General features: G+C 72.3%; 29 protein-coding genes. 21 read left to right on the top strand and 8 right to left on the bottom strand.

What is annotated here, in order from left to right:
- Positions 1–46: 46 nt before the first annotated feature.
- Positions 47–2131 carry a S9 family peptidase gene (locus CRYAR_RS35510; protein WP_035869116.1) on the bottom strand — a complete coding sequence of 695 codons (2085 nt, stop codon included), beginning with the start codon at positions 2129–2131 and terminating at the stop codon, positions 47–49.
- Positions 2132–2161: 30 nt separating this feature from the next.
- Here CRYAR_RS35510 and mshB point away from each other — a divergent pair, with 30 nt between their 5' ends.
- From mshB to CRYAR_RS35495, 3 genes are read left to right on the top strand one after another with little or no spacing between them, the layout of a single operon-like run.
- A complete protein-coding gene (mshB, locus tag CRYAR_RS35505; protein ID WP_084701390.1) occupies positions 2162–3010 on the top strand; it encodes an N-acetyl-1-D-myo-inositol-2-amino-2-deoxy-alpha-D-glucopyranoside deacetylase in 849 nt (282 codons plus the stop codon).
- Positions 3011–3391: a hypothetical protein gene (locus CRYAR_RS35500; RefSeq protein WP_035857540.1), complete on the top strand. Its 381-nt coding sequence runs from the start codon at positions 3011–3013 to the stop codon at positions 3389–3391.
- 10 nt (positions 3392–3401) lie between these two features.
- Positions 3402–3848, top strand: coding sequence for a hypothetical protein (locus tag CRYAR_RS35495; RefSeq protein ID WP_035857539.1), 447 nt, complete (start codon positions 3402–3404; stop codon positions 3846–3848).
- On the opposite strand, the gene CRYAR_RS35490 is transcribed toward CRYAR_RS35495, so the two are convergent.
- Entirely contained in the window at positions 3845–4789 is a 945-nt protein-coding gene (locus CRYAR_RS35490; protein ID WP_035857538.1) for a GNAT family N-acetyltransferase, read from the bottom strand. The two genes, CRYAR_RS35495 and CRYAR_RS35490, sit on opposite strands and share 4 nt — an antisense overlap.
- 113 nt (positions 4790–4902) lie before the next feature.
- Here CRYAR_RS35490 and fdxA point away from each other — a divergent pair, with 113 nt between their 5' ends.
- Together fdxA and dapC are read left to right on the top strand one after the other, a co-directional pair.
- On the top strand, positions 4903–5229 hold the full coding sequence (gene fdxA, locus CRYAR_RS35485; protein ID WP_035857536.1) for a ferredoxin: 327 nt from the start codon (positions 4903–4905) through the stop codon (positions 5227–5229).
- A complete protein-coding gene (dapC, locus tag CRYAR_RS35480) occupies positions 5226–6311 on the top strand; it encodes a succinyldiaminopimelate transaminase (RefSeq protein WP_035857535.1) in 1086 nt (361 codons plus the stop codon). Before fdxA ends, dapC begins: the two co-directional genes overlap by 4 nt.
- A 71-nt stretch (positions 6312–6382) precedes the next feature.
- On the opposite strand, the gene dapD is transcribed toward dapC, so the two are convergent.
- The gene (gene dapD, locus CRYAR_RS35475) at positions 6383–7354 is read right to left on the bottom strand and encodes a 2,3,4,5-tetrahydropyridine-2,6-dicarboxylate N-succinyltransferase (RefSeq protein WP_245620572.1); all 972 of its coding nucleotides are present in this window, start codon (positions 7352–7354) and stop codon (positions 6383–6385) included.
- Between the two features lie 33 nt (positions 7355–7387).
- Here dapD and dapE point away from each other — a divergent pair, with 33 nt between their 5' ends.
- From dapE to CRYAR_RS35460, 3 genes are read left to right on the top strand one after another with little or no spacing between them, the layout of a single operon-like run.
- Positions 7388–8449 (top strand): succinyl-diaminopimelate desuccinylase, encoded by a 1062-nt coding sequence (gene dapE, locus CRYAR_RS35470; protein ID WP_035857534.1) that lies wholly within the window; start codon positions 7388–7390, stop codon positions 8447–8449.
- A 31-nt stretch (positions 8450–8480) separates the two neighbouring features.
- Positions 8481–9257 (top strand): LOG family protein, encoded by a 777-nt coding sequence (locus CRYAR_RS35465; protein WP_035857533.1) that lies wholly within the window; start codon positions 8481–8483, stop codon positions 9255–9257.
- The gene (locus tag CRYAR_RS35460; protein WP_051571365.1) at positions 9257–9865 is read left to right on the top strand and encodes an LOG family protein; all 609 of its coding nucleotides are present in this window, start codon (positions 9257–9259) and stop codon (positions 9863–9865) included. Before CRYAR_RS35465 ends, CRYAR_RS35460 begins: the two co-directional genes overlap by 1 nt.
- Here the strand turns inward: CRYAR_RS35460 and folP are convergent.
- Positions 9843–10706 (bottom strand): dihydropteroate synthase, encoded by an 864-nt coding sequence (folP, locus tag CRYAR_RS35455; RefSeq protein ID WP_035857532.1) that lies wholly within the window; start codon positions 10704–10706, stop codon positions 9843–9845. The two genes, CRYAR_RS35460 and folP, sit on opposite strands and share 23 nt — an antisense overlap.
- Positions 10707–10774: 68 nt before the next feature.
- Between folP and CRYAR_RS44065 the strand changes: the two genes are divergently transcribed.
- The 5 genes from CRYAR_RS44065 (at position 10775) to CRYAR_RS35435 (ending at position 14979) form a co-directional block, all read left to right on the top strand.
- Positions 10775–11458 carry a hypothetical protein gene (locus tag CRYAR_RS44065; protein WP_051571364.1) on the top strand — a complete coding sequence of 228 codons (684 nt, stop codon included), beginning with the start codon at positions 10775–10777 and terminating at the stop codon, positions 11456–11458.
- Positions 11455–11964 (top strand): SRPBCC family protein, encoded by a 510-nt coding sequence (locus tag CRYAR_RS44060; protein WP_051571363.1) that lies wholly within the window; start codon positions 11455–11457, stop codon positions 11962–11964. Before CRYAR_RS44065 ends, CRYAR_RS44060 begins: the two co-directional genes overlap by 4 nt.
- Before the next feature lie 85 nt (positions 11965–12049).
- Complete coding sequence (locus CRYAR_RS35440; RefSeq protein WP_281174648.1) at positions 12050–12661, top strand: DNA-3-methyladenine glycosylase I; 612 nt, start codon at positions 12050–12052, stop codon at positions 12659–12661.
- Between the two features lie 254 nt (positions 12662–12915).
- The gene (locus CRYAR_RS46335; RefSeq protein ID WP_157018300.1) at positions 12916–13083 is read left to right on the top strand and encodes a DUF3117 domain-containing protein; all 168 of its coding nucleotides are present in this window, start codon (positions 12916–12918) and stop codon (positions 13081–13083) included.
- Between the two features lie 162 nt (positions 13084–13245).
- Positions 13246–14979, top strand: coding sequence for a leucyl aminopeptidase (locus tag CRYAR_RS35435; RefSeq protein WP_051571362.1), 1734 nt, complete (start codon positions 13246–13248; stop codon positions 14977–14979).
- Here the strand turns inward: CRYAR_RS35435 and glgA are convergent.
- A complete protein-coding gene (gene glgA, locus CRYAR_RS35430) occupies positions 14976–16127 on the bottom strand; it encodes a glycogen synthase (protein ID WP_035857531.1) in 1152 nt (383 codons plus the stop codon). The genes CRYAR_RS35435 and glgA overlap by 4 nt on opposite strands.
- 125 nt (positions 16128–16252) lie before the next feature.
- Between glgA and glgC the strand changes: the two genes are divergently transcribed.
- A complete protein-coding gene (glgC, locus tag CRYAR_RS35425) occupies positions 16253–17467 on the top strand; it encodes a glucose-1-phosphate adenylyltransferase (RefSeq protein ID WP_245620571.1) in 1215 nt (404 codons plus the stop codon).
- Positions 17468–17478: 11 nt separating this feature from the next.
- On the opposite strand, the gene CRYAR_RS35420 is transcribed toward glgC, so the two are convergent.
- On the bottom strand, positions 17479–18123 hold the full coding sequence (locus CRYAR_RS35420) for an O-methyltransferase (protein WP_051571361.1): 645 nt from the start codon (positions 18121–18123) through the stop codon (positions 17479–17481).
- Positions 18124–18370: 247 nt separating this feature from the next.
- Between CRYAR_RS35420 and sigE the strand changes: the two genes are divergently transcribed.
- The 5 genes from sigE to CRYAR_RS35395 all read left to right on the top strand — a co-directional run bounded on the left by sigE (position 18371) and on the right by CRYAR_RS35395 (position 22837).
- Positions 18371–18946, top strand: a complete 576-nt coding sequence (gene sigE, locus CRYAR_RS35415) for an RNA polymerase sigma factor SigE (RefSeq protein WP_035857529.1) — start codon at positions 18371–18373, stop codon at positions 18944–18946.
- Positions 18943–19557: an anti-sigma factor family protein gene (locus CRYAR_RS35410; RefSeq protein WP_051571360.1), complete on the top strand. Its 615-nt coding sequence runs from the start codon at positions 18943–18945 to the stop codon at positions 19555–19557. Before sigE ends, CRYAR_RS35410 begins: the two co-directional genes overlap by 4 nt.
- Positions 19554–20717, top strand: a complete 1164-nt coding sequence (locus CRYAR_RS35405; RefSeq protein WP_035857528.1) for a sigma-E factor regulatory protein RseB domain-containing protein — start codon at positions 19554–19556, stop codon at positions 20715–20717. The genes CRYAR_RS35410 and CRYAR_RS35405 overlap by 4 nt, the downstream gene beginning before the upstream one ends.
- A gap of 254 nt (positions 20718–20971) precedes the next feature.
- Positions 20972–22315: a S1C family serine protease gene (locus CRYAR_RS35400; RefSeq protein ID WP_035869091.1), complete on the top strand. Its 1344-nt coding sequence runs from the start codon at positions 20972–20974 to the stop codon at positions 22313–22315.
- Positions 22316–22426: 111 nt separating this feature from the next.
- On the top strand, positions 22427–22837 hold the full coding sequence (locus CRYAR_RS35395) for a sec-independent translocase (protein ID WP_035857527.1): 411 nt from the start codon (positions 22427–22429) through the stop codon (positions 22835–22837).
- Between the two features lie 51 nt (positions 22838–22888).
- Here CRYAR_RS35395 and CRYAR_RS35390 read toward each other — a convergent pair whose 3' ends face one another.
- Positions 22889–24037 (bottom strand): Mrp/NBP35 family ATP-binding protein, encoded by a 1149-nt coding sequence (locus CRYAR_RS35390; protein ID WP_035857526.1) that lies wholly within the window; start codon positions 24035–24037, stop codon positions 22889–22891.
- Positions 24038–24112: 75 nt separating this feature from the next.
- Between CRYAR_RS35390 and CRYAR_RS35385 the strand changes: the two genes are divergently transcribed.
- Entirely contained in the window at positions 24113–24778 is a 666-nt protein-coding gene (locus CRYAR_RS35385) for an AzlC family ABC transporter permease (protein ID WP_035857525.1), read from the top strand.
- Positions 24779–24834: 56 nt separating this feature from the next.
- Positions 24835–25080 carry an AzlD domain-containing protein gene (locus CRYAR_RS35380; RefSeq protein ID WP_425389406.1) on the top strand — a complete coding sequence of 82 codons (246 nt, stop codon included), beginning with the start codon at positions 24835–24837 and terminating at the stop codon, positions 25078–25080.
- Here CRYAR_RS35380 and CRYAR_RS35375 read toward each other — a convergent pair.
- Positions 25070–25657 carry a DUF1003 domain-containing protein gene (locus CRYAR_RS35375; RefSeq protein ID WP_035857522.1) on the bottom strand — a complete coding sequence of 196 codons (588 nt, stop codon included), beginning with the start codon at positions 25655–25657 and terminating at the stop codon, positions 25070–25072. The genes CRYAR_RS35380 and CRYAR_RS35375 overlap by 11 nt on opposite strands.
- Between the last annotated feature and the right edge of the window lie 6 nt (positions 25658–25663).

Below are 25663 nucleotides of genomic sequence, written 5' to 3'. Positions count from 1 at the left end.
GGCCCGCCCGGAACGACGTCCTGGGCGGGCTCCCGGTCGGTACCTCTCAGGTGGCCAGCGAGCGTCGCAGGAAGTCGAGCTGGAGGAGCAGCAGGTTCTCTTTCACGGTCTCGTCGGTGGCCATGTGCGTGATGCCCGTGAGCGGGAGTACCTCGTGCGGGCGGCCCGCGGCCAGCAGCGCCGACGAGAGGTGCAGCGTGTGCGCCGCGACCACGTTGTCGTCGGCCAGGCCGTGGACGATCATCAGCGGACGGGAGAGCTTCCCGGCGTCCTCGATCAGCGACGAACGGCGGTACGCCTCCGGCTCCTCGTCCGGCAGCCCGAGGTAGCGCTCGGTGTAGAACGTGTCGTACAGGATCCAATCGGTCACCGGCGCACCCGCGATCCCGGCGTGGAACACGTCCGGACGGCGCAGCACGGCCAGCGCCGCCAGGTACCCCCCGAACGACCAACCGCGGATCCCTACCCGTCCGAGGTCGAGGTCGGGGTGCTCCTTGGCCAGCGCCAGCAGCCCGTCGGCCTGGTCGTCGAGCACCGGCCCGGCCAGGTCGAGCCGGATCGCGGACTCGAACGACGGTGAGATCCCGGGTGTACCCCGCCCGTCGACGACCACCACCGCGAAGCCCTGGTCGGCCCACCACTGCGGCTCCAGCCACATCGTCCCGGCCGCCATCACCTCCTGGTGGTGCGGGCCGCCGTACGGGTCCATCAGCACCGGCAGCCGCGTGCCCGGCACGTGGTCGCGCGGGTAGAGCACCGCGGCCGGCAGCCGCCGGTCGGTGACCCGGCTCAGCACCGGGTTCGCGGTGAACGGCGGCGTGGCCGCGAACGACTCCAGCACCCGGTCCGGCGCGACGACGTACGTGACGCCGACCCGGTCGAGCGTGCGCCGCACCTCGACCTGCGTGCCCCCGCCGGAGACGCCGCTGAACCAGCCGACACCCTCGGTGACGCGACGCGCGGTGCCGTCGGGCGCCACCCGGTACACGTGGTTCTGCTCGGGTGCCTCCTCGGTGCCCTCGACCAGCACGTCGGTGCCGTCCGGCCCGACGTAGCGCCGCACGTGGAGCCCCGGCGGCGTGACCGGCACCCCGCCGACGAGCAGGCGCCTGGCGTCGCCCTGGTCGGTGCTCCACACCAGACGGCCGTCACCCAGCAGCGCCGGGGTGCCCGGCAGGACCTCCAGCCACGGCGTGCCGGTGGCCCGCAGGTGCGTGGTGAGCTCGCCGGTGTCGGGATCGGCGCCGAGCACCAGGGCCTTGGACTGGCGGCGGTCCATCACCGTGAAGAGCGGGCAGCCGCTGTCGTCCCAGCCGGCGGTCACCAGGTACGGGTACTCCTCGGCGCCCCATTCGAGCGGGATCCGTTCGCCGGCCAGCGGAACGATGTGGAGGCTGACCAGCGCGTTCGGGCTGCCCGCCTGCGGGTAGCGGATCGAGTTCGGCGCGCGGCCCGGCTGGGCGGGGTCGGCGATGTACCAGGTCCGCACCGGGGACTCGTCGACCCGTGCGGCGAGGACGCGCTCGCCGTCCGGCGACCACCAGTAGCCGCGGAAGCGGTTCATCTCCTCGGCGGCCGCGAACTCGGCGACGCCCCAGGTGACGCCGTCCTCGGCGATCAGCGTGCGGTCGGTCCAGCTCTCCTCGACCTGCTCCAGCAGGTGGAGCGCGCCGCCGGTGACGTAGGCGACGCGGTCGCCGCGCGGCGAGGGCCGCGGGTCCAGCACCGGCCCGGCGACCGGGAGCTCGAGCGGCGTCGGATCGTCGCCGGGGAGCAGGCCGATCCGGAACAGCTTCCCGCCGAGCGTGAACACCGCGCTACGCATGTGCTCGTCGGTGGCGTACGAGACGATGCCGCCGCCGGACTCCCGGCGACGCTCGCGCATCGCCTTCTCCTCCGGTGGGAGGTCCTCGTCGTCGGTGTCGCGGAACGCGCGGGGGTCGGCCACGATGCGCTCCGTGCCGGTACCCACGTCGAGCACCCAGAGCGCGTGCACCGGGTCGGTGGGGCCGGCCGAGCGGAGGAACGCGACCCGCTCGCCGTCCCGGGAGACGGCCACCGTCCGGGGTGCTCCCAGCGTGAAGTTGCGGGTCCGGGCGGCCAACCGGGGGAACGACGTCTGCGAACTCACCACGCCATCCTGCCACCTAGGCTTGGGGCCATGAGCCTGCCCGCCCGACGACTTCTCCTCGTGCACGCGCATCCCGACGACGAGACGATCACCACCGGCGCCACGATGGCCCGGTACGCGGCCGAAGGTGCGCACGTCACGCTCGTCACCTGCACGCTCGGCGAGGAGGGCGAGATACTGGTGCCCGCGCTGGCGGGGCTCGCCGCCGACCAGGCCGACCAGCTCGGCGGGTACCGGATCGGCGAGCTGGACGTCGCTCTCAAGGCGCTCGGCGTCACCGACCAGCGGTTCCTCGGCGGCACCGGCCGGTACCGCGACAGCGGGATGATCGCCACGCCGCAGAACGACCACCCGCGGGCGTTCTGGCGGGCCCCGGTCGAGGACGCCGCCGCATGGCTGGCCGACGTCATCCGGGAGGTCCAGCCGCAGGTCGTCGTCACCTACGACCCGGAAGGGCTCTACGGGCACCCGGACCACATCCAGGCCCACCGGGTGACGATGCGCGCGATCGAGCTGGCGGCCGACTCCTGGCGGGTGGCCAAGGTCTACTACCCCAGCGAGCCCCGGTCGTTGCTCGCCCGCGGCATCGAGACGTTCGCCACGTCGGCCGAGAACCCGTTCGCCGGCGAACGCGACGTCGACGCGCTGCCGTTCGTCACCCCCGACGAGAAGCTCGGCGCGCGGATCGACGGGTCGGCGTTCGCCCTGGCCAAGCAGGCCGCGATGCGCGCGCACGCCACCCAGGTCGACCCGGGGACGTGGCTGCACGCGCTCGCCGAGAACCTCGGGGTGGAGCCGGTGGGCGTCGAGTACTACATCCGCGCGGTCGGCGAGAGCGGCGGCGCGGGGCTCGAAGACGACCTGTTCGCGGGGCTGTAGATGGAGTGGCCGCTGCGTATCGCCTCGGTGCTGGTGGGCACGCTCCTGGTCGTGACGACCGAGCTGATCGCCGCGTTCCTCACCCCGTTCCGGATCGGGTCGACCCCGATCCCGATCAGCTGGGTGATCGTCGTCGTCGGCATCGTGCTCGGGCTGTCGGTCACCCGGTACGGCTCCGGGCACGGCGGCGCCACGATCATCCCGGCCGTGGCCTGGTTCCTGACGATCTTCCCGCTCTCCACCCGCACGTCCGAGGGCGACCTGATCGTCCAGGGCGACTGGGTCGGCTACGGCGTCCTGCTCATCGGGATGCTGACGATCGTCCTCACGTTGGCTGTGACCGTGGTAATTCCCAGGTCACCGGGGAACGCGGTGCCCTAACGTGTCGCGAATGCAGAACAGGTGGGCCCGGGTCGGCGTCGTCGTCGCGGTGCTGGTCGTGGTGAACTTCGGCGCGCGGCTCGTGCTGCGCCTCGCGAACGGCACCAGCGAGGACGTCGAACTCACGACCGCGTTGGTGTCGCTGGCCGCGATGGGCGTCGTGATCGCGGTCGCGGGCTTCCTCACCGCGCGCCGCTTCCTGTGGGGCGTCACCGCCGGTGACCTGTTCTTCGACCTGGTGATCTCGGCGCTGCTGGTGACGCTGGTCGGCCCGTTCGTCTCCGGCGCGACGCCGTTCGGCTCCGGGGCCACCCAGTGGCTGCTCCAGCTGCTGGTCTGCCTCGGCGTGCTGCTGATCGGGGCGGCGATCGGCACGCTGCTCGCGGTGGCGTTCGGGCTCGACCCGAAGAGCCGCGCGTGGGGCGCGTACGCGGCCCAGAAGCCCCGGCGCCGCTAGGCCGCTAGGCCGTAGTACCGGTACACGTGGTGCAGCTCGAAGCCGAGCTTCTCGTACATCGCGCGGGCGACCGTGTTCTCCGGCTCGGTTTGCAGGTAGACGTGGCGCGCGCCCTTCCCGGCGGCCCAGTCGACGGCGCCCGCGAGCAGGTGCGTCGCCAGGCCGCGCCGCCGGTGGGCGGGGTCGACCTCGACCGCCGTGACGCCGACCCACCCCTCGTCGACGGTGAGGCGGCAGATCGCGATCGGTCTGCCGTCCGACCGGACGGCCGCGAAGCCGGGAGCGTCGGCGTTCGTCAGAACCGCGAGGGCGACGTCGGGCAGCGCGCTGCCGCGGTAGTGGTACGTGGCGAGCCAGTCGGGGTCGGGCTCGCCGGTGATCGTCACCGGGGGCAGGTCTCTCGCCGGGAGCCGGAGGGCCGCGATCTCCGCGGTGAGCACGAGCGCACCGCGTTGGTCGCGCCAGCCGCGGTCCTCCAGCGCCTGCTTGAGCCGGCTACCGGCCGGCAGCGGGAGCTGGAACAGCGGCGGCAGGCCGCGTTCGGCGTACCAGGCCTTCACCTGCGCGAGCGCGTCGTCGAGCGACACCCCGGGGTCGCCGAGCGGGAGCACCGAGTTCGCCCGGCCGGTCCAGCCGCCGGCCGCGCGCAGGTGCCAGCCGCCGATCTGATCGGTGTCCAGCCCGCGCCAGCCCAGCGCGGCGATGCGCTCGAGCTCCAGATCCTTGACCCGCCGGGGCGGGATGCGTTTGGCCGCCACGATCTCAGCGACGGAAATCACTACCTCTCCGGTGGGCGTTCTCACCACCACTCGCTGGCGTTCCGCGCTCAACTCGATAAGCTCGCCGAGAACGTCGCTGAACTGCGGTCGTTCGGCGTCAGGGCCGGTGAGAACCCTCCGTACCACGACCCGGTGACCGACGTCCGTCGGGTGGAGTGACATCTGACCCGCCTCTGCATCGAGATCTGCAGCCAGCGATACTAGATACCGCTAAGGCGGCCCGTTTCCCACCATCCGAAGGCGAAGCCGCTACCGCGCCTGGAAGGACTATCTACGTGACGTACGTCATCGCCGAGCCCTGTGTCGATGTCAAGGACAAGGCGTGCATCGAGGAGTGCCCCGTCGACTGCATCTACGAGGGGGAGCGGATGCTGTACATCCACCCCGACGAGTGCGTCGACTGTGGCGCCTGCGAACCGGTGTGCCCGGTCGAGGCGATCTTCTACGAGGACGACGTGAAGGAAGAATGGCGCGAGTACTACAACGCCAACGTCGTCTTCTTCGACGAGATCGGTTCGCCGGGTGGTGCGTCCAAGCTCGGGCTGATCAAGCACGACGCTCCGCTGGTGGCCGCGCTCCCGCCGCAGGAAGGTGAGCACTGATCTCGGCGTCGTTGCCCGACTTCCCGTGGGACACGCTCGCGCCCTACGGGAAGCGGGCACGGGAGCACGCCGACGGCATCGTCGACCTGTCCGTCGGCACGCCGGTCGACCCGACGCCCGCTGTGGTGCGGGACGCGCTGATCGCCGCCGCGGACGCGCCGGGGTACCCGCTGACGGCGGGCACCCCGATCCTGCGTGACGCGATCACCACCTGGGTCCGCGAGCGGCTCGGTGCGTCGGCGCCGGTGGGTGTGCTGCCCACGATCGGCTCCAAGGAGCTCGTCGCCTGGTTGCCGACGCTGCTCGGTCTGGGCGCGTCCGACACCGTGCAGTTCCCGTCCCTGGCCTACCCGACCTACGACGTCGGCATCCGGCTCGCCGGGGCCACCGGGGTGCGGTCGGACGCCACGGTCGCGTCCGGGCCGGCGAAGACCGCCGCGATCTGGGTGAACTCCCCGTCGAACCCGACCGGGCGCGTGCTCGGCGTGCCGCACCTGCGCAAGGTGGTGGCCTGGGCCCGGGAACGCGGCACGGTCGTGATCTCCGACGAGTGCTACCTGGAGCTCGGCTGGGACGTCGAGCCGGTCTCGATCCTGTCCGACGAGGTGTCGGACGGGAACGTCACCGGTCTGCTCGCGGTGCACTCGCTGTCGAAGCGCTCGAACCTCGCCGGGTACCGGGCCGGCTTCGTCGCCGGTGACCCGGCGATCGTCGGTGAGCTCCTCGCGGTGCGCAAGCACGCCGGGATGATCGTCCCGGAGCCGGTGCAGGCCGCGATGGCGGCGGCACTGGGGGACACGTCGCACGTGCGTGAACAGCGTGAACGGTACGAGCGGCGGCGAGTGGTGTTGCGCGAGGCGCTGGTGGGCGCCGGGTTCCGCATCGAGCATTCCGAGGCCGGGCTGTACCTGTGGGCCACCCGGGACGAGCCCTGCTGGGACACCGTGGGATGGCTCGCGGACCGGGGGATCCTGGTCGCGCCCGGGGCCTTCTACGGACCGGAGGGTGCGAAGCACGTGCGGGTGGCGCTCACCGCCACGGACGAGCGGGTGTCCGCCGCCGTGAAGCGGCTGAGCGAGTAACCGAAGCTACGACGGGTTTGCGGGCCCACCCCGGCCGGGGTGGGCCCGCAAACCGTCGTGACCCCGGGGAACTAGTTGGCGTGCAGGGCCTCGTTGAGCCCGCCCCAGGAGCGGCCCGCGCGCGGCACGGCCTCCAGGGCCCCGGTCACCGAGTTACGGCGGAACAGCACCCCGTCCGCCCCGGCGAGCTCGGCCGCCTTCACGACCGACCCGTCGGGCAGCGCGATCTTGGAACCCGCCGTGACGTACGTGCCCGCCTCCACGACCGAGTCGTCGCCCAGCGGGATGCCCAGCCCGGAGTTGGCGCCGAGCAGGCACCGCTCGCCGATCGAGATCACGGTCGTGCCGCCGCCGGAGAGCGTGCCCATGATCGACGCGCCCCCACCGACGTCGGAGCCGTCGCCCACGACGACACCCGCCGAGATCCGGCCCTCGACCATCGAGTTGCCGAGCGTGCCGGCGTTGAAGTTCACGAAGCCCTCGTGCATCACCGTGGTGCCGGACGCGAGGTGCGCGCCGAGACGCACCCGGTCGGCGTCGGCGATGCGGACGCCGGACGGCACGACGTAGTCGGTCATCCGCGGGAACTTGTCGACGCCGTACACCTCGAAGTGGCTGCGCGACGCCCTGGCCCGGGCCCGCACGGACTCCACCTCGGTCGCCAGCACCGGGCCGTGGTTCGTCCAGGCCACGTTGGCCAGGTGCCCGAAGATGCCGTCCAGGTTCACCCCGTGCGGCTTGACCAGCCGGTGCGAGAGCAGGTGCAGGCGCAGGTAGACGTCGGCGGCTCCGGCCGGAGCGGCGTCCAGGTCGGTGACGACCGAGACCGCGGAGACCTCGACGCCGCGCAGCGGGTCCGGCCCAACCGCGCTCGCCAGTTCCGAACCGAGCGCGGTCTCTCCCTGAGCCTTGTCCAGCCGCGCGACGCCGGGCGAAAGTCCTGGTACCCCGGCTTCGCCCACACCCAACTTCCCGGTGGGGAACCACACGTCCAGAATCTGTCCGGCGTACTCGGTCGCCAGGCCCACTCCCCAGATGCTCACGGCGTCCAGCCTAGCGAGCGTTACTGTCGGGCCGTGACGTTGGACCTCGCGGGCGACCCGGTCGCTCTCACCGCTGCCCTGGTCGATTTCCCCTCGGTCTCCGGAACCGAGGCGCCGCTGGCCGACGAGGTGTTCCGCGCCCTGGAGGGCCTGAAGCAGTACGAGGTCACCCGCGACGGCGACACGGTCGTCGCCCGGACGAACCTCGGCCGGCCGCACCGGGTCGTGCTCGCCGGTCACCTCGACACGGTGCCGATCGTCGACAACGTGCCCTCGCGGCGCGACGGTGACCTGCTCTACGGCTGCGGCACCTCGGACATGAAGAGCGGTGACGCGGTCCTGCTCCACCTGGCGGCCACGATCGAGCGGCCCGCGCACGACCTCACGCTCGTCCTCTACGACAACGAGGAGGTCGAGGCGGCGAAGAACGGGTTGCTGCGGGTCAGCCGCAACCACCCCGACTGGCTGGCCGCCGACTTCGCGGTGCTGCTCGAGCCCACCGGCGGCACGGTCGAGGGCGGCTGCCAGGGCACGCTGCGGGCGAAGGTCACCACCCACGGCAAGCGCGCGCACTCCGCCCGCAGCTGGCACGGCGTGAACGCGATCCACGCCGCCGCGGCGATCCTCGACACGCTCACCGCGTACGAGGCGCGTGAGGTCGACATCGACGGCTGCGTCTACCGCGAGGGGCTGAACGCGGTGGCGGTCAGCGGCGGGGTGGCGGGCAACGTCATCCCCGATCGCTGCGACGTCACGGTCAACTTCCGGTTCGCCCCCGACCGCAGCGAGGCCCAGGCCGAGGCGCACGTCCGCGAGGTGTTCGCCGGTTACGACGTGGAGGTCACCGACTCCGCGCCGGGTGCCCTCCCCGGGCTGAGCGCGCCGGCCGCGGCGAACTTCGTCAGCAAGCTGGACGCGCCGGTGCAGGCGAAGCTGGGCTGGACCGACGTCGCCCGGTTCGCGTCGCTCGGCATCCCCGCGGTGAATTTCGGGCCGGGTGACCCGAACCTGGCCCATCAGGCCGGTGAGTACGTCGACACCCGAAAGATCACCGAAGCCGTGGAGGCACTTCGCCGCTACCTCGTCGCTGACTAGCGTTTGCCGTCGTCGGGATACCGTGGCCACCATGAGTAGTCCCGAGCAACAGCGGGGTCCCGTCACGCTTCGCCGATCGCAGGTACCGACTAGTACCACTGATCAGCGGCTGCTCGACAACAAAAGTGGACGCGCGGATTTCATCCATACCGACACCTGGCGTGTCCTGCGGATCCAGAGCGAGTTCGTCGAGGGCTTCGGCGCGCTCGCCGAGCTCGGTCCGGCGGTCAGCGTGTTCGGTTCCGCCCGCACGCCGGTCGACCACCCCGAGTACCAGCGCGCCGAGCGGCTCGGCCGGGCCCTCGTCGAGGCCGGGTTCGCGGTGATCACCGGCGGCGGCCCCGGCACGATGGAGGCCGCGAACAAGGGCGCGAGCGAGGCCGGCGGCGTCAGCGTGGGGCTGGGCATCGAGCTCCCGTTCGAGCAGGGGCTCAACCGGTGGGTCGACGTCGGCGTCGACTTCCGCTACTTCTTCGCCCGCAAGACCATGTTCGTGAAGTACGCCGCGGCGTTCTGCGTGCTCCCCGGCGGGTTCGGCACGCTCGACGAGCTGTTCGAGGCGCTCACGCTCGTGCAGACCCGCAAGGTGACGCGCTTCCCGGTCGTCCTGATCGGTACCGAGTACTGGGGCGGCCTGGTCGACTGGCTGCGCCGGACCATGCTCGCCGACGGCAAGATCTCCGAGCAGGACCTGGAGCTGATCCAGCTCACCGACGACATCGACGAGGCCGTCGCCGCCGTGACCTCGGCCGAGGCGCTCTCGGCCCACCAGGCGACCGGCATCGACGACGCGCCGGTGGAAGCCTGATGGCGAACGTCTGCGTGTACTGCGCGTCCTCGACGTCGATCGACCCCACGCTCGTCGGGCTGGCCGCCGAGGTCGGGGCCGAGCTCGCCCGCCGCGGCCACTCGCTGGTGTCCGGCGGCGGCCGGGTCTCGATGATGGGCGCGGTGGCGGCCGCCGCCCGGGCCGGGGGAGCGCGCACGGTCGGTGTCATCCCCGAGGCGCTGAGCAGCCGCGAGATCGCCGACTTCGACTCCGACGAGCTGATCAAGACCACCGGCATGCGTGAGCGCAAAGCCGCGATGGACGACCGCGCGGACGCGTTCCTGGGCCTTCCCGGGGGCATCGGCACGCTCGAAGAGGTGTTCGAGGTCTGGACGTCGCGCTCGCTCGGCATGCACGCCAAGCCGGTCGTCCTGCTCAACACCGGCGGCTTCTACGACGGGCTCCTGGAGTGGCTCCGCGACCTGGCGGCGCGCGGGTTCGTCCGCACCGAGGCGCTCGCCCTGCTCACCGTGGCCGACTCGGTCCCGGACGCGTTCGACGCCCTCGAGGCCGGTCTCGAGCACTCCACCCGGGTGGAGGCCGGGCCGTCCGCCCCCGTGCGGATCACGCCAGGCCCCGACGCGTGAAGGCCGGCGCCCGGGTGCCGCGGATCGAGGCGACCATGTCGAGCGTGCGGCGGGTCGCCCGGACGTCGTGAGCGCGGAACACCCGCGCGCCGAGCCAGGCACTGATCGAGGTGGCCGCCAGCGTGCCCTCGAGCCGCTCGTCCACGCCGAGATCGAGCGTCTCGCCGACGAAATCCTTCCGGGAGAGCGCCACCAGTACCGGCCACCCGGTCGCGACGAGCTTCTCGAGCTCCCGGGTCAACGTCAGCGAGTGCCAGGTGTTCTTGCCGAAGTCGTGCGCCGGGTCGATCAGGATGCCGTCCGTGCGCACGCCCACCTCGACCGCCCGCTCGGCCAGGCGGGTCACCGTGCTCACCACGTCCCCGACGACGTCGGGGAAGCTCGGGCGGTGCGGGCGTGAACGGGGCGCGAGGCCACCGGCGTGCGTGCAGATCAGCCCGGTCCCGGTGCGTGCCGCGACGACCGCGAGGTCGGGGTCGGCGCCCGACCAGGTGTCGTTGAGCAGGTCGGCGCCGGCCTCCGCGGCCGCCGCGCCCACCTCGGCGCGCCAGGTGTCGATGCTGATCACCAGCTCCGGGTGGCGTGCGCGCACCTCCCGGATCAGCGGCACCGTGCGGCGCGCCTCCTCGGCCGCGTCCACGGCTTCGCCGGGACCGGCCTTCACCCCGCCGATGTCGACGATGTCCGCCCCGTCACGCACCGCCACCTCGACGGCGGCGAGCGCGGCCTCGTCGCTGAACGTCGCACCGCGGTCGTAGAACGAGTCGGGCGTGCGGTTGACGATGGCCATCACCAGCAGGTCGGTGTCGGCGAATACCCGGCGGCCCAGCCTGAGTGGCATTGGTTCAACCTACCCGCTGATTCGCGTCCGGCCGCATGCCGCTGTGGCGCACGTGTCACCATGCGGGGGTGGGAAGCTTCCTCCTCGTCGTCGTGGCCGCGCTCGTCCTGTCCGGCATCGTGTTCGGTGCGGCCGCGTTCACGCTCGGTCGTGATCGCGGGCTGACGCCGCCCCGGCCGGACGGCGTGCCGTTCGACCTGCCCGCTGACCGGCCGCTGGAGCGGGTCGACGTGGAGGGGCTCCGGGTCGACACCGCGATCCGCGGCTACCGGATGGATCAGGTCGACGAGATCTTCCAGCGGGTCGCCGACGATTTCGACTTCCTGCACGCGCGGATCATCGATCTCGAGGACCAGCTGCACGGCCGCCGGCCGGAGGGTGACGAGGACGAGGAACCGCCGTTCGAGTTCCCGTGGGACGCCGAGAAGTCCGAGGAATCCGCCCTGGAGCCCGGGTCGGCCGCGGACCTGGACGAACGGAAGACCGACGCGGACACGGCCCCGGAAGACGCCGACCCGGCCGATGCCGACTCCCTCCGAGCCGACTCCGCCCGAGCCGACTCCGATCGGCCCGACTCCGCCCGAGCCGACTCCGATCGGCCCGACTCCGCCCGGGCCGAGTCCGCCGGGGCGCGATCGGCCGAGGTTGCCTCCGACGGGGTGGCCTCCGGCGAGGCGGGCCCGGTCGAGGAGCGCTCGGATACGGCCGAGGAAGCTGAGATCGCCGGGCCGCGGTCCGGGCGCGGGCGATGACCGGGGTCGCCGGGATCCCGGCTGAGCTCGCCGTGGCCGGGCCCGGGCGGGTCGAAGCCGAGGTGACCGTGGACGCCGACATCGACACGGTGTTCGCGGCCGCCACCGACTGGCCCGCGCAGGCCCGCTGGATCCCGTTCACGCGGGTCGAGGTCGTCGCCGGTGACGGGCGCGGCGTCGGAACCGTCGTGCACGCGTTCACCGGCGTCGGCCGGGTGGGCTTCCTCGACGTCTTCCACGTCGTCGGCTGGGAGCCACCGCACCGGGTCGACGTCGTGCACGTCGGGCGTCTGGTGCGGGGCCCCGGTGCGTTCCGGCTGTCCGAGCGCGGCCCGGAACGCACGGTGATGGCCTGGAGCGAGGACCTCCACCTCCCGTTCCCCGCGATCGCCAACCGCATCTGGCCGGTCGCCGGCCCGCTGGCCGGAGCCGCGCTCGCGCTCGGCCTCCGCCGTTTCCGCCGGTACGTGAACACCCGCGCCGCCGCGGCCACCATCCCTCGATGACCCGTCCCACCCGCACCTCCCGCGCCGGGACGTCCCGCGCCGGGACATCCCGCGCCGGGACATCTCCCCATCGGGTCGCGCGCCGGTGACGGCGGAGGAGCTTTCGCCGGAAGATTCCGAGTTGGCGCGGGCCGGGCTCGTCCGGGGCGCGGACGGGCTGGTGCGCTGCTCCTGGGCGGGCGCCGCGGAGGACTACGTCGCCTATCACGACCGGGAGTGGGGGCGCCGCCTCACCGGCGACGACGCGCTGTTCGAACGGGTGTGCCTCGAAGCGTTCCAGTCCGGCCTCTCCTGGCTGACGATCCTGCGTCGCCGCGAAGGCTTCCGCCGGGCGTTCGCCGGCTTCTCGATCGAGGCCGTCGCCGCGTTCGACGACGCGGACGTCGAGCGCCTGCTGGCCGACACCGGGATCATTCGCAACCGGGCCAAGATCGACGCCGCGATCGCCAACGCGAAACTGGCCGCGCAGCTACCGGAGGGCCTCTCCGCGCTCCTCTGGTCGTTCGCGCCGCCCGCGCGCCCCCGGCCTCGCACGCGGGCCGACGTGCCGGCCACCACGCCCGAGTCGACGACGCTCGCCAAGAGCCTCCGCAAGCGTGGTTTCCGCTTCGTCGGCCCGACGACCGCGTACGCGTTGATGCAGGCAACCGGTATGGTCGATGACCACATCGTGGGCTGTCACGTGGGTACGGCCTGACGACTCACCTCGATCTCCCCGCCGCCCGTGCGGGCGTCCGGCGCGCCGCGGAGACCCCGCAGGCCCCGCCGGAGGCCTTTTGCGCAGGTCCGGCGGGTGCTAGTCCACTGTGTTTAGCCGGGTCGAGTTTGGGACGCCAGCGGGTATGGGCGAGAATAAGACAGTAGTGAGATGTCCCGGGCGCGTGAGATCCAGCGAGCCTGCAAAGAGTGACCGTACTAGTACGGACGGTTACCGGTCGAGGGGAGCACGAGATGGCGGCCATGAAGCCGCGGACAGGTGACGGTCCGCTCGAAGTCACCAAGGAGGGCCGCGGCATCGTGATGCGCGTACCGCTCGAAGGCGGTGGACGGCTCGTCGTCGAGATGAACCCCGACGAGGCCAGCGCGCTCGGGGACGCTCTGAAGAACGTCACAGGTTAATCACGCGCTCAGCCGGTCAGCCGGCCCAGCCGCACACGGAGCCGCACCGTGTAGGCCGGGTCGGCTGTCTGTTGTCTGCGTGTTGCGGGTGGCCGCTCCCCGCCGCTCCGGGCCACGTGGGCAGAATGATCCCGACGTACTCACTTCCGTAGAGGAGCCCGCGTGCTCGACGTCCGACTGGTGGCTGTCGCCGATCACTCCGCCGACACGCCGGTGGTGCTCGCACTGCCGACGGCGCCGGACGAGCCCACCGCGGAGGCGGCGGAGACCACGCGGGCCGGCGCGTCCGGCGCCCTGACCGACGCGGAGATCGTCGAGGGTGCCGCCCCCGCCGACGCACCCGGAGCCGTCGCGGACGTCGAAGGTGCCCCGCAGTCCGCCGGCGCGCACGACGTCGCGGACGTTCAGCCGGGCGCCGGCGCGCCCGGCGCCGAAGGCGCGGCGGTGGACGGCGCCCTCGCTGCGGACGCCGACGAGGACGAGCGGTCGGCGCCGGCCGTGCTGCTGGACACGCCGTACGCGCTCCCGGACGGCCTCGCGGCGACGCTGGACGCCTGGCTCGGTGACGAGCGGCGGCCCGAACCACCGGCGAAGGGCAAGGCCGGCGAGGTCGCCACGCTGCCGCTGCCCGGCGGTTCACCCGCGGTGGTGCTGCTGGTCGGTACCGGCGAGGGTGCGGAGAAGGACTGGCGCAAGGCCGGTGCGGCGTTGGTCCGTGCGGCCTCCGGTGACCCCGAGGTCGTGCTCGCGCTCCCCACCGACGTCACGCCCGACGCCGTCCGCGGCCTCTTCGAGGGTGCGCTGCTCGCCTCGTACCGCTTCACGCTCGCGTCCGACCCGAAGCCGCCGACGCTACGCAGCATCCGGGTCGTCACCGAGGACCCGGGCCGCTTCGCCGACGCCGTGACCCGCGCCCGCGCGGTCGCGAACGGCACCGTGTTCGCCCGGGACCTGGTGAACACGCCGAGCAACATCAAGAGCCCGGAGTGGTTCGCCGACCAGGCGACCGAGAGCGCCGCGGTGCTCGGCATCGACGTGCAGGTCCGCGACCCCGAGTGGCTCGAAGCCAACAAGTTCGGCGGTGTCCTCGCCGTCGGCGGCGGCTCCACCCGCGGTCCGCGCCTGCTGGAGCTGCGCTGGGCTCCGCCGGGGGTCGAGCTGCACACGCTGCGCCACGTCGTCCTGGTCGGCAAGGGCATCACGTTCGACACCGGCGGCATCTCGATCAAGCCCGCGCAGGGCATGCAGATGATGAAGAAGGACATGGGTGGCGGGGCGGCCGTGGTCGGCGCGGTGCTCGCCGCGGCGGCACAGGAGCTCGCGCTGCGGGTCACGGTGCTGGTGCCGCTGGCCGAGAACATGCCGAGCGGCACGGCGTACCGCCCCGGCGACGTCGTGCGTCACTACGGCGGGCGCACGTCGGAGATCTTCAGCACCGACGCCGAGGGCCGGATGGTGCTCGGCGACGCGCTGGCGTACGCGGTCGCCACCCTGCAGCCCGACGTGCTGATCGATCTGGCCACGCTGACCGGCGGCCAGTCGGTCGCGCTCGGGAAGCGCACCGCGGCGTTGTTCTCGGAGGACGACGATCTGGCGAAGGCGTTGTCCGACGCGGCCGAGCAGGCCGGCGAGCGGGTCTGGCAGATGCCGCTGCCGGAGGACTATCTGGAGCAGATCGACTCGGACGTCGCAGACGCCAACAATTCCGGCGGACGCGGTGCACAGACCGCCACCGCAGCGCTGTTCCTGCGGCCGTTCACCGGGGCGGCCCGTGACCGGTGGGTCCACATCGACATGTCCGGCCCGGCCTGGTCCGACGGGCCCAACGACGAGCTGACCAAGGGCGCCACCGGCTGGGGTGCCCGCACCCTGGCGCGGTATCTCGAGTCGCTCTAACCCAGCGACATGTAGACCGTGCTCGTCTGTTCGGCGATCGCTTCCCAGCTGAACAGGTCGACGGCGCGCCGGCGTCCGGCGCGGCCCAGTTCGCTGCCGCGGATCGGGTCGCTCACGACGGACGCCAGTGCGTCGGCCAGGCCGGCCTCGAACGTGGGCAGGTCATCGGGCGTGTAGGGCACGAGCAGCCCGGTGACGCCGTCCTGCACCACCTCGGGGATGCCGCCGACCGCGCTGGCCACCACCGGTGCCCGGCACGCCATCGCCTCCAGGTTGACGATGCCGAGCGGCTCGTACACCGAGGGGCAGGCGAACACCGCCGCGTGGCTGAGCAGCGAGATGACCTCCTCGCGCGGCAGCATCTCGGCCTGGTGGAGCACGGTGTGCCCGGCGGCGCGCAGGCGCTCGATGCGCTCGGTGACCTCGGCCGCGATCTCCGGGGTGTCCGGCGCCGAGGCGCACAGCACCAGCTGCACGTCCTTGTCCAGCCGCTCGGCCGCCGCCAGCAGGTGCGTGATGCCCTTCTGCTTGGTGATGCGCCCGACGTACAGGACGTAGGGCCGGTCGGGGTCGATGCCCACCTTGTGCAGCGCGGCGTCGTCGGTGGTCGGCGAGTACAGCTCGGTGTCGACGCCGTTGTGGACGACGTGGACGCGGGCGGCGTCGAGGGCGGGGTAGGCGGTGAGGACGTCGTCGCGCATGCCGTTGCTGACCGCGATCACGGCGTCGGCGGCCTCGTACGCGGTGCGCTCCGCCCAGGACGAGATGCGGTACCCGCCACCGAGCTGCTCGGCCTTCCACGGCCGCAGCGGCTCGAGCGAGTGCGCGGTGACCACGTGCGGCTTGTCGTGCAGCAGCTTGGCCAGGTGGCCGCCCAGGTTCGCGTACCAGGTGTGGGAGTGGATGACGCTGACGTCGCCGACGCCGTCGGCCATCTCCAGGTCGATGGCGAGCGCACGGAGCGCGCCGTTGGCGTCGGCCAGCTCGCTCGGAGCCTGGTAGGCGCGGGCGTCCTTGCGGGGCTTGCCGAAGCAGTGCACTTCGACCTCGACCAGGCGACGAAGCTCTCGGACGAGGAAGTCGACGTGAACGCCGGCACCCCCGTACACCTCGGGCGGGTACTCGTTCGTCAGGACCGCGACGCGCATGCGCACACCCTACGGTGCCGACCGTGACTTACCCGACTGTGTCAACGGTGTTAAACCCAAAGCCATCAACGCGACTAGGTCCACGGTTCGCGGGGAACTAGGGTCGCACTATGGTGGGTGGCTCGGTGACACGTTCAGTTCTCGGCATCGTCCTCGCCGGTGGCGAGGGCAAGCGGCTGATGCCGCTGACAGCGGACCGGGCCAAGCCCGCGGTCCCCTTCGGCGGTCCCTATCGGCTGATCGACTTCGTTCTCTCGAACCTGGCGAACGCGGAGATCCGGAAGATCTGCGTGCTGACCCAGTACAAATCGCACTCGCTCGACCGGCACATCACCACGACGTGGCGCATGAGCACGCTGCTCGGCAACTACGTGACGCCGGTGCCGGCCCAGCAGCGGCTCGGCCCGCGGTGGTACACCGGTTCGGCCGACGCGATCTACCAGTCGCTGAACCTCGTCTACGACGAGGACCCGGAGTACATCGCGGTTTTCGGCGCCGATCACGTGTACCGGATGGATCCGGCCCAGATGATCGAGCAGCACGTGTTCTCCGGCGCCGGCGTGACGGTCGCGGGCATCCGGGTGCCGCGCCACGAGGCCACCGCGTTCGGCGTGATCAAGACCGCCGACGACGGCCGGACGATCGCCGAGTTCCTGGAGAAGCCGAAGGACCCGCCGGGCGTCCCCGACGACCCGAACGTGGCCTACGCGTCGATGGGCAACTACGTCTTCACGACGAAGACGCTGCTGGAAGCGCTGCGCCTGGACGCCGAGGACCCCTCGTCCGCGCACGACATGGGCGGCAACATCATCCCGATGCTGGTGGGCAAGGGCGAGGCCGCGGTCTACGACTTCTCCCACAACGAGGTGCCCGGTCAGACCGATCGCGACCGCGGTTACTGGCGTGACGTCGGGACGATCGACTCGTACTACGAGGCGCACCGCGACCTGGCTTCGGTCCACCCGGTGTTCAACCTCTACAACCGGTCCTGGCCGATCCTCACGTCGATGCCGCAGCTGCCGCCGGCGAAGTTCGCGTTGACCGGGCGGGCCACCGAGTCGATCGTCTCGGCCGGCTGCATCGTCACCGGTGAGGTGCGCGACTCGGTGCTCTCGCCCGGCGTGCTCGTCGGCGCCAAGGCCGAGGTGACGGAGTCCGTGCTGCTCAACGGCGTCGTCATCGGTGAGGGCGCGATCGTGCGCAACGCGATCCTGGACAAGAACGTGGTCGTTCCGCCCGGCGCGCGCATCGGCGTCGACGCGGACTTCGACCGGCACCACTACCGGGTCAGCGAGGGCGGCATCGTCGTGCTCGGTAAGGGCCAGCCCGTCGAACTCTAGGCTCTGCGCCCCTACTGGCTCAGTACCGCGACCAGCAGGCCGTCGTCGACCGGGAGGATCGCCGGCGTCAGCCGCGGGTGGTCGCGGATCGTGCGGAGCAGATCGCGCAGCAGCACGGTGATGGGGTCGCGGACCGTCGAGTCCGCGACCCGGCCGTCGAGCAGGACGCCGCCGAACGCCACCGCGCCGCCCGGGCGCAGGAGCCGCAGCGACTCCACCAGGTACTCCGGGTACTCGGCGACCGGTGCGTCGCTGATCAGCACCATGTCGTAGTAGCCGTCGGCGAGCCGGGGGAGCACGTCGAGCGCCCGGCCGTTGATCAGCCGGGCGCGGCTGGCCGGGACGCCGGCCTCGCGGAACGCCAACCGGGCCGCGCTCTGCAGCTCCGCTTCGGCGTCGATGCTCGTGAGGATGCCGTCGGCGCGCATGCCACGCAGCACCCACAGTCCGCTCACGCCGGTGCCGGTGCCGACCTCGACGACCGCCCTGGCGCGCATCGCGGCGGCCAGCAGGCGGAGTGCGGCGCCGCAGTCGGGGGAGATCGCCAGACAGCCGAGTTCCTCGGCCCGGGCACGCGCGGCGGTCAGGATCGAGTCTTCGGCCGCGACGTCCAGCCGCCCCAGCCCGAGCCCGGAATTGCCGGATCTATCGGGCATAGGAGGCGTACCGGGGCGCGCTGAGGCATCCATCACAGTCCTCCCGTCCCAGCGTCGCCTCGGACAGGGTAGGGGAACGCGCTGAGCCTGCGATCCGTTGGCAGGCAGGAAGGCACTGGTGCGGCGTGAGTTTCCTCAGCCGCGTCTCAGCGAGTATTGGGAGGGCCCGGGCACAATGGTGATCACACCTGTAGCGCCTGAGAAGGAGGTCGCCTTGGTGCAAGCCTCCGGGGACTCCGCTGAAGAGATGGTTCCCACCCAGGCCAACTTCACCGAGCCTGTGAGCTGGGACCCGCCCGCGTGGGACGAGGTGGTCCGCGAGCACTCCGCGCGGGTGTACCGGCTGGCCTACCGCCTCACCGGCAACCGGCCCGACGCCGAGGACCTCACGCAGGAGGTCTTCGTCCGGGTGTTCCGCGCGCTCGACCGCTACCGCCCCGGCACGTTCGAGGGCTGGTTGCACCGCATCACCACGAACCTCTTCCTCGACCTGGCCCGCCGTCGCGCCCGGATCCGCTTCGAGGCGCTGCCCGACGACGCCGAGCGCGTGCCCGGCCGCGAGCGCAGCCCCGAGCAGGTCTACATCGACGAGAACCTCGACGACGACGTGCAGCGCGCGCTGGCCGACCTGCCGCCGGACTTCCGTGCCCCGGTCGTGCTCTGCGACATCGAGGGCCTCTCCTACGAGGAGATCGCGGCGACGCTCGGCGTGAAGCTCGGCACCGTGCGCAGCCGTATCCACCGCGGCCGCAGCCAGCTCCGCGAGGCGCTGGCCCACCGTGCGCCGCGCAGCAGCTCCAACCCCGTGGACGGCGTCTCATGACCTCGCCGCGCCGGGACCCGCACCTCGGAGAGCTCGCGTCCGCGTTCGCCGACGACGCGCTCGACCCGACGACCCGCGACCGGGCCCTCGTCCACCTGGCCCACTGCGTCGAGTGCCGGATCGAGGTCGACGGGCACCGCCAGATCAAGGCCCGGCTGGCCAAGCTCGCGCCACCGCCGTGCCCCGACTCGCTGCTCGAGCGGCTCCGGGCGTTGCCAGAGTGCACACCCACCGAGCGGGCCACGCCCGAACTGCCGCCGGTGCGGCTGGAGGCCAGCTTCCGGTCGGTCGCGCCCGCCGGTCGTCCGGTGTCCGGCCGCCGCCCGATCGCGGTGGCTCCGGGCCGGCGTCGTCCGGCCGGTCGCCGTCCGGGTGGCGCGCGCCCGACGGGCCGCCGCCTGCGCCGCAGCGTCGTGGCCACCGCGGTGGGCGGCGTCGCCGCGTTCGCGCTGAGCCTGGGCACCGTGGTCGTCCTCGGCGGCGATCAGCCCACGAGCACCGTCAACCCGCCGGTCCTGACGTACATCAAGGAGCACGGCGCGGTCACCAGCGGCGTGCCGGGCGGCGATCGGGAGGCCTCGGTCGTCGACGTCGCGGACACCGACGAGTGAAACTGGTCGACCCTCGTGCCGGGCTGCTCCGTGCGGCCCGGCGCCTGGTTCTGGTGGTGGGCGCGGGTGCGCTCGGCGCCGTGGTGTGCTCCACCGGCGTCTACCTGTTCGTCCCCGCCCCCACCGAGACGCTCGGCGCCGGTCAATCGGGCGGCTCCGCCCCGCGCGCCGCGCCGTTCACCGCCGGCCGGCCGCTCGGTCCCGCCGAGCAGGAGGCGCTCCGGCTGCTGCGCCGGGCCGGCCGCGCGCAGGCCGACACCGGCTACCAGGGCACGAAACTCTTCCGTAGCTGGTCGCGGTGGGGTGAGCTGACCGCGACGGCGTTCGTCCGCAACGTGCCGGGCCATGGCGTCACGGTGGCCTCCGACGAGGGGTCGGCACGCAGCGCGAACGGTCAGCGCGGCGTCCAGATCGACACCGCCGAGAACAGCTTCGACCTCTCCGACGAGACGCTCGACACACTCACCTCGGCCTATCAGATCCAGGTCGCGGCGTCCGAGCGGATGCTCGAGCGGCCGGTCACCCGCGTCGACGTCCTGCGGCTGAGCGGCACGATCGTCGGCCGGATCTGGCTCGACGACGCCACCGGGCTCGCCGTCCAGCGTGAACTTCTCGACACCGCCGGTCGGGTGATCCGCCGCACGACGTTCACCGGCCTGAGCGTGCTGCCCACCACGTCGACGCCGTCCCCGTCGGCGTCCGCCCGGCCCGACGACTGCGCCGGTGGGTTGTCGGCCGCGGAGCTGGCCGAGCTCGACGCCAGGGGCTGGGACCTTCCCGGCACCCAGCTCGCCGGGTTGACGCAGGTCTGCGCGCGGACGATGGGCACCGGGGCGAGCCGATCGATCCAGCTGAGCTACTCCGACGGACTGTTCGCGCTGTCGCTCTTCGCCCAGCGCGGCCGGCTGGACTCCGCGGTGCCGGGCGGCTTCAGCCGGGAGCGGGTCGGCGACACCGAGGTGTACCTGCGCTGCGGCCTCTACCGCGAGCTCAGCTGGGCCGGATCGGGCATGGTGTATACGCTGGTCACGGATGCTTCGGACGCCACCGTCACGACCGTGGTCGGGTCGCTGCCGACGGTATCGGAGGACACCGGCGTACTCGCCCGAATGAGCAAGGGAATCCGCCGAGTGGGATCCTGGGTCGATCCTTTCCACTGATCCGCCCGTGTGCATTCGTGGACCGAGCAAGGAACACTGGAGGAAACGCCGGGCGACCGAGCCTGACGTTCCGAGGCGGAGGTATCCCCTTGACCGACGCGAGCCGGGTCGACGGACGACCGGCCGAACCGCAGGCGTCCGGCGTGCCGTCAGCAGAGGGCACGCCGAGCCGCGGCGCAGGCGGCTCGCCGTGGATCAATCCGCAGCCCGATCCGGGGTACGCACCCCCGTCCGAGGCCTACCGCACCGGCAGCGTGCCCACGCAGCCCCGTTCGGGTGGTTACCCGGCGTCGGGGCACCCCGGGCAGCCGTCCTACGGGCAGCAGCAGCCGCCGGGCGTGCCCGGTGCGGGCTCGCCGCCGCCCGGCTCGCCGTTCTGGTCGCAGGCCGGCGCCAGGGACCCCTGGCGGGACCCGTCCGCGTCGCCGTCCTGGCTGGCGCCGACGCCGCCCGGCTCGGTGCCGCCGCCGCCCCCGCCGATGGGGTCCGACGGACCGTCGCGCCGGGGTGGCCTGGGCTCGATGATGCTGGTCTCGATCGTGGTGGCCGTCGTCGCCGGTCTGCTCGGCGGCGCGCTCGGCTATGTGGTCGCGGCGCGGACGGCCGGTAGCTCGTTCTCGCTCGGCAGCAGCTCGGGCTCCACGCCGGAGCTGGCCGAGCGCCCGCCGACGTCGCTGGCCGGCATCGCGAAGACCGTGCAGCCCAGCGTCGTCACCGTGGTGATCCGGTCGGCCAGCGGGAACGGCAACGGGTCCGGGTTCGTCATCGACGCCGAGGGCCACATCCTCACCAACAACCACGTCGCGGCTCCGGCCGCGTCCGGCGGCAACCTGCGGGTCGTGTTCTCCGACGGCTCCTCGTCGGCCGCGACGATCGTCGGCCGTGACGTCGGGTCCGACATCGCGGTGCTGAAGATCGACAAGGACGACCTGAAGCCGGTCCGCTTCGGTGACTCGGACAAGATCGCGATCGGCGACCCGACCGTGGCGTTCGGTTCGCCGCTGGGGTTGGCCGACACCGTCACCAGCGGCATCGTCAGCGCGATCGACCGCCCGGTGCGTACCGCCGGCGAGAGCGGCGGCAACCAGGCCGGTGGCGACGACGCGGCGTACCTCGCCGCGATCCAGACCGACGCGGCGATCAACCCCGGTAACTCCGGGGGGCCGCTCGTCGACGGCGCCGGCCGGGTCATCGGCGTCAACTCCGCGATCGCCGCGCTGCCCAGCCAGGGCGGGTCGAGCACGAGCGGCAACATCGGCATCGGCTTCGCGATCCCGATCAACCAGGCCAAGCGCATCGCCGAGCAGATCATCGGCACCGGGGAGGCCCGGACGACGATCATCGGCGCCGAGATCGCACTCAGCGGCGACCAGACCGAGGGCGGCGCGCCGCTCAGCACGGTGGTCGCGGGCGGCCCGGCGCAGAAGGCCGGGTTGAAAGCCGGGGACATCGTGACGAAGTTCGCCGACCGGCCGATCGAGGACGGCGTGGCGCTCATCGCCCTCGTCCGCAAGCAGGCGCCGGGGACAAAAGTCGGCGTCACGTATCGCCGCGGTGGGCAGACCATCACGTCGACGGTGACGTTGGGGCAGAAGTAGGAGGATCCACAGCCGGGTGGTCTGCCGGTCGTTCGAGGCACGGATTAGGCTGCGGTTCAGCGGCCAGGTACCGAGCTGTCGACACGGCGGTGACCGCGGTGAGGAGCAGCGGTGTTCGAGAATCTCGGTTGGTGGGAGATCATCGTTCTGGCGCTGATCGGGTTGTTCGTGTTCGGGCCCGATCGGCTGCCGAAGGTGATCGGCGAGGCGGGGCGCATGCTCCGCACGCTTCGACAGATGGCTCGCGGAGCCAGCGCGGAGCTGCGTGACGAACTGGGGACCGACTTCGAGATCGAAGATCTGCACCCGAAGCGGTTCGTCCGCAAGCACCTCCTCAGCGAGGAGGACGAGGCGGCGTTGCGCAAACCGCTGAAGGACGCGATGCGTGACTTCGAGGAACTGCAGCACGTCGACGAGGTGACCGAGGCCTACCGCGACGACGGCGCCTCCAAGAACGGCAAGGTCCACCCGCCGTCGACGCCCGAGAGCCGGGCCGCCCGGTACGACTCGGACGCCACCTGACGAAACGAGCCCCCGCCGAATCAGGCGGGGGCTCGTTCTTCGTTCGCGCGGTCAGCGGCGGGCCGCCGGGGAGAGGCCCAGGCTCATGCCGGCGAGGCCGCGCTGGCGGACGGCCAGTTTCTCGGCCACACCGTTCAGGGCCTTGGCGGCGGGGGCGTCGGGGTCGGCGAGCACGAGCGGGATGCCGGAGTCGCCGCCCTCGCGGACCCGCGGGTCCAGCGGAATCTGCCCCAGCAGCGGCACCTGCGCCCCGAGCGTGCGCGAGAGCGCCGCGGACACCGCCTCGCCCCCGCCCGACCCGAACACGTCCATCCGCTCGCCGTTCGGCAGCTCGAGCCACGACATGTTCTCGACCACGCCCACGAGTCGCTGGTGCGTCTGCAGCGCGATCGAACCGGCGCGCTCCGCGACCTCGGCCGCGGCCTGCTGCGGCGTCGTCACGACGAGGATCTCCGCGTTCGGCACCAGCTGCGCCACCGAGATCGCGATGTCGCCGGTGCCCGGCGGCAGGTCCATCAGCAGCACGTCCAGGTCGCCCCAGAACACGTCGGCGAGGAACTGCTGCAGCGCCCGGTGCAGCATCGGCCCGCGCCACACCACGGCGGTGTTGCCCGGCGTGAACATGCCGATCGAGATCACCTTCACGCCGTGCGCCTGCGGCGGCATGATCATCTGCTCGACCTGCGTCGGGCGCCCCTCGACGCCGAGCATGCGCGGCACCGAGAACCCGTAGATGTCCGCGTCGACCACGCCGACCGACAATCCGCGCGCGGCGAGCGCGGCGGCCAGGTTCACGGTCACCGACGACTTGCCGACGCCGCCCTTCCCGGACGCCACCGCGTAGACCCGGGTCAGCGATCCGGGCTGGGCGAACGGGATCACCGGCTCGCCCTTGCCGCCGCGCAGCGACGACTGCAGCTCCTTGCGCTGGGTGTCGCTCATGACGCCGAAGTTCACCCGGACGGTCGAGACCCCGGAGACCTTGGCCACCGCGGCCGTGACGTCGTTGGTGAGCGTGTCACGCATCGGGCAGCCGGCCACGGTGAGCAGCACCGCGACTTCGACGACCCCGTCGGAGTGGATGGCCACGGACTCCACCATGCCCAGGTCCGTGATCGGCCGTTTGATCTCGGGGTCGTTGACACCCGCGAGCGCGGTCCGGATCTCGGCTTCGTCGGGGAGAGTGGAGGAGAGCGCCATGAGCCCTACTCTACGTGCGGGTAGGGGTACGACCACCCCGGCTTGTGCCCGGGAGCACAGATCTACCGTACGGGCATGGATCGGAACGGAATCGTGCGCGACGCGGTCGCGGTGGGGCTGGCCACCGGGGCGTACGGGATCGCGTTCGGTGCGGCCGGGGTCGCGAGTGGGTTCAGCGTCCTGCAGACGTGTCTGAGCAGCCTGCTCGTCTTCACCGGGGCGAGTCAGTTCGCGCTGATCGGGGTGATCGGCGCGGGCGGCGGGGTGGCGGCCGCCGTCGGTTCGGCGTTGCTGCTCGGTGCGCGCAACGCGCTCTACGGCGTCCGGCTCTCGGGGGTGCTGGGGTGGACGGGCTGGCGTCGGCTGGTCGCCGCGCAGGGGATGATCGACGAATCGGCGGCGATGGCGTTGGCGCGTCCCGAGCCGCGGGCCGCACGGCTGGCGTTCGTCTCGACGGCGACGAGCGTGTTCGTGCTGTGGAACCTCGCGACGCTCGTCGGCGCGGTCGGTGCGACGGCGGTGGGCGACCCGGCGGTGCTCGGGTTGGACGCCGCCGCTCCGGCGGGGTTCCTCGCGCTGCTCGCGCCGCGCCTGCGTGAGGGCGGCGGGGTCTGGCGTGTGGCCGCCGCCGGCGCCGTGATCGCGCTGCTGGCCACGCCCTGGCTGCCTCCCGGGGTCCCGGTTCTCCTCGCCTCCTTCGGCGTCCTGGCCGCCTTCTTCATCCGGGGCGCAGCGCAGTGATCTGGGTCGCGCTCGGACTGGCCGCGGCGGGGTGTTACCTGTTCAAGGTCGTCGGGATGTCGCTGCCCCCGGCCTGGCTGGACGACCCCCGGGTGCTGCGGATCGCGACGCTGCTGCCGGTGGCGCTGCTGGCGGCCCTGGTCGCGGCGCAGACGTTCGGGGACGGCCGGTCGCTGGTACTCGACGCCCGCGCGGCCGGCGTCGCGGTTGCCGCCGTCGCGGTGCTGCTGCGGGCCCCGTTCCTGCTGGTGGTCGTCCTGGCGGCGGCCACCGCGGCGCTCGTCCGCGCGGTCAGCGGGTGAGTTTGGCCCGGCGCCCGTCGGCGTCCCGGCGGCTCTCGACGGCCGGCCGCCGGTCGGCCCGCCGGGACTCCCCGGCCTTGCGTGACGGCTCGGGCTCGGTGTCGGCGGGCTCGCGCAGCTCGTCGACGATGTTCCTGAGCTCCGACCGGAGGTACTCGCGGGTCGCGACGTCGTTGAGCGCCAGCCGCAGCGCGGCCAGCTCCCGGGCGAGGTACTCGGTGTCGGCCTTGGCCGCCTGCGCCCGCTGCCGGTCCTCCTCGAGCGAGATCCGGTCCCGGTCGGCCTGCCGGTTCTGCGCCAGCAGGATCAGCGGCGCGGCGTACGCGGCCTGCGTGGAGAACGCCAGGTTCAGCAGGATGAACGGGTAGGGGTCCCACCGCAGCTGCACCGCGAACACGTTGAGGATCACCCAGACGATCACGATCACCGTCTGCATCAGGATGAACGTGCCGGTACCGAGGAACTGCGCGACGTGCTCGGAGCCGCGCCCGAATGCGTCCGCGTCGAACCGCGGCAGCCGCCGCCGCCGCTCGCGCGGCTGGTCGAGCCGACTACGCGACCGTGAGATATCCGTCATGACAGG

Source organism: Cryptosporangium arvum DSM 44712, from assembly GCF_000585375.1.
Lineage (GTDB): Bacteria > Actinomycetota > Actinomycetes > Mycobacteriales > Cryptosporangiaceae > Cryptosporangium > Cryptosporangium arvum.
The sequence above is the reverse complement of the archived record's forward strand: the minus strand, read 5'-3'. Positions and strand labels throughout refer to the sequence as shown.

Bases quoted from the DNA above. Each gene is read 5' to 3' on its own strand.
- mshB (WP_084701390.1), top strand. From the start codon at position 2,162: ATGAGCCTGCCCGCCCGACGACTTCTCCTCGTGCACGCGCATCCCGAC.
- CRYAR_RS35500 (WP_035857540.1), top strand. From the start codon at position 3,011: ATGGAGTGGCCGCTGCGTATCGCCTCGGTGCTGGTGGGCACGCTCCTG.
- CRYAR_RS35495 (WP_035857539.1), top strand. From the start codon at position 3,402: ATGCAGAACAGGTGGGCCCGGGTCGGCGTCGTCGTCGCGGTGCTGGTC.
- CRYAR_RS35490 (WP_035857538.1), bottom strand. From the start codon at position 4,789: ATGTCACTCCACCCGACGGACGTCGGTCACCGGGTCGTGGTACGGAGG.
- CRYAR_RS35465 (WP_035857533.1), top strand. From the start codon at position 8,481: ATGAGTAGTCCCGAGCAACAGCGGGGTCCCGTCACGCTTCGCCGATCG.
- CRYAR_RS35460 (WP_051571365.1), top strand. From the start codon at position 9,257: ATGGCGAACGTCTGCGTGTACTGCGCGTCCTCGACGTCGATCGACCCC.
- folP (WP_035857532.1), bottom strand. From the start codon at position 10,706: ATGCCACTCAGGCTGGGCCGCCGGGTATTCGCCGACACCGACCTGCTG.
- CRYAR_RS44060 (WP_051571363.1), top strand. From the start codon at position 11,455: ATGACCGGGGTCGCCGGGATCCCGGCTGAGCTCGCCGTGGCCGGGCCC.
- CRYAR_RS46335 (WP_157018300.1), top strand. From the start codon at position 12,916: ATGGCGGCCATGAAGCCGCGGACAGGTGACGGTCCGCTCGAAGTCACC.
- glgA (WP_035857531.1), bottom strand. From the start codon at position 16,127: ATGCGCGTCGCGGTCCTGACGAACGAGTACCCGCCCGAGGTGTACGGG.
- CRYAR_RS35420 (WP_051571361.1), bottom strand. From the start codon at position 18,123: ATGCCCGATAGATCCGGCAATTCCGGGCTCGGGCTGGGGCGGCTGGAC.
- sigE (WP_035857529.1), top strand. From the start codon at position 18,371: ATGGTTCCCACCCAGGCCAACTTCACCGAGCCTGTGAGCTGGGACCCG.
- CRYAR_RS35410 (WP_051571360.1), top strand. From the start codon at position 18,943: ATGACCTCGCCGCGCCGGGACCCGCACCTCGGAGAGCTCGCGTCCGCG.
- CRYAR_RS35390 (WP_035857526.1), bottom strand. From the start codon at position 24,037: ATGGCGCTCTCCTCCACTCTCCCCGACGAAGCCGAGATCCGGACCGCG.
- CRYAR_RS35385 (WP_035857525.1), top strand. From the start codon at position 24,113: ATGGATCGGAACGGAATCGTGCGCGACGCGGTCGCGGTGGGGCTGGCC.
- CRYAR_RS35380 (WP_425389406.1), top strand. From the start codon at position 24,835: ATGTCGCTGCCCCCGGCCTGGCTGGACGACCCCCGGGTGCTGCGGATC.
- CRYAR_RS35375 (WP_035857522.1), bottom strand. From the start codon at position 25,657: ATGACGGATATCTCACGGTCGCGTAGTCGGCTCGACCAGCCGCGCGAG.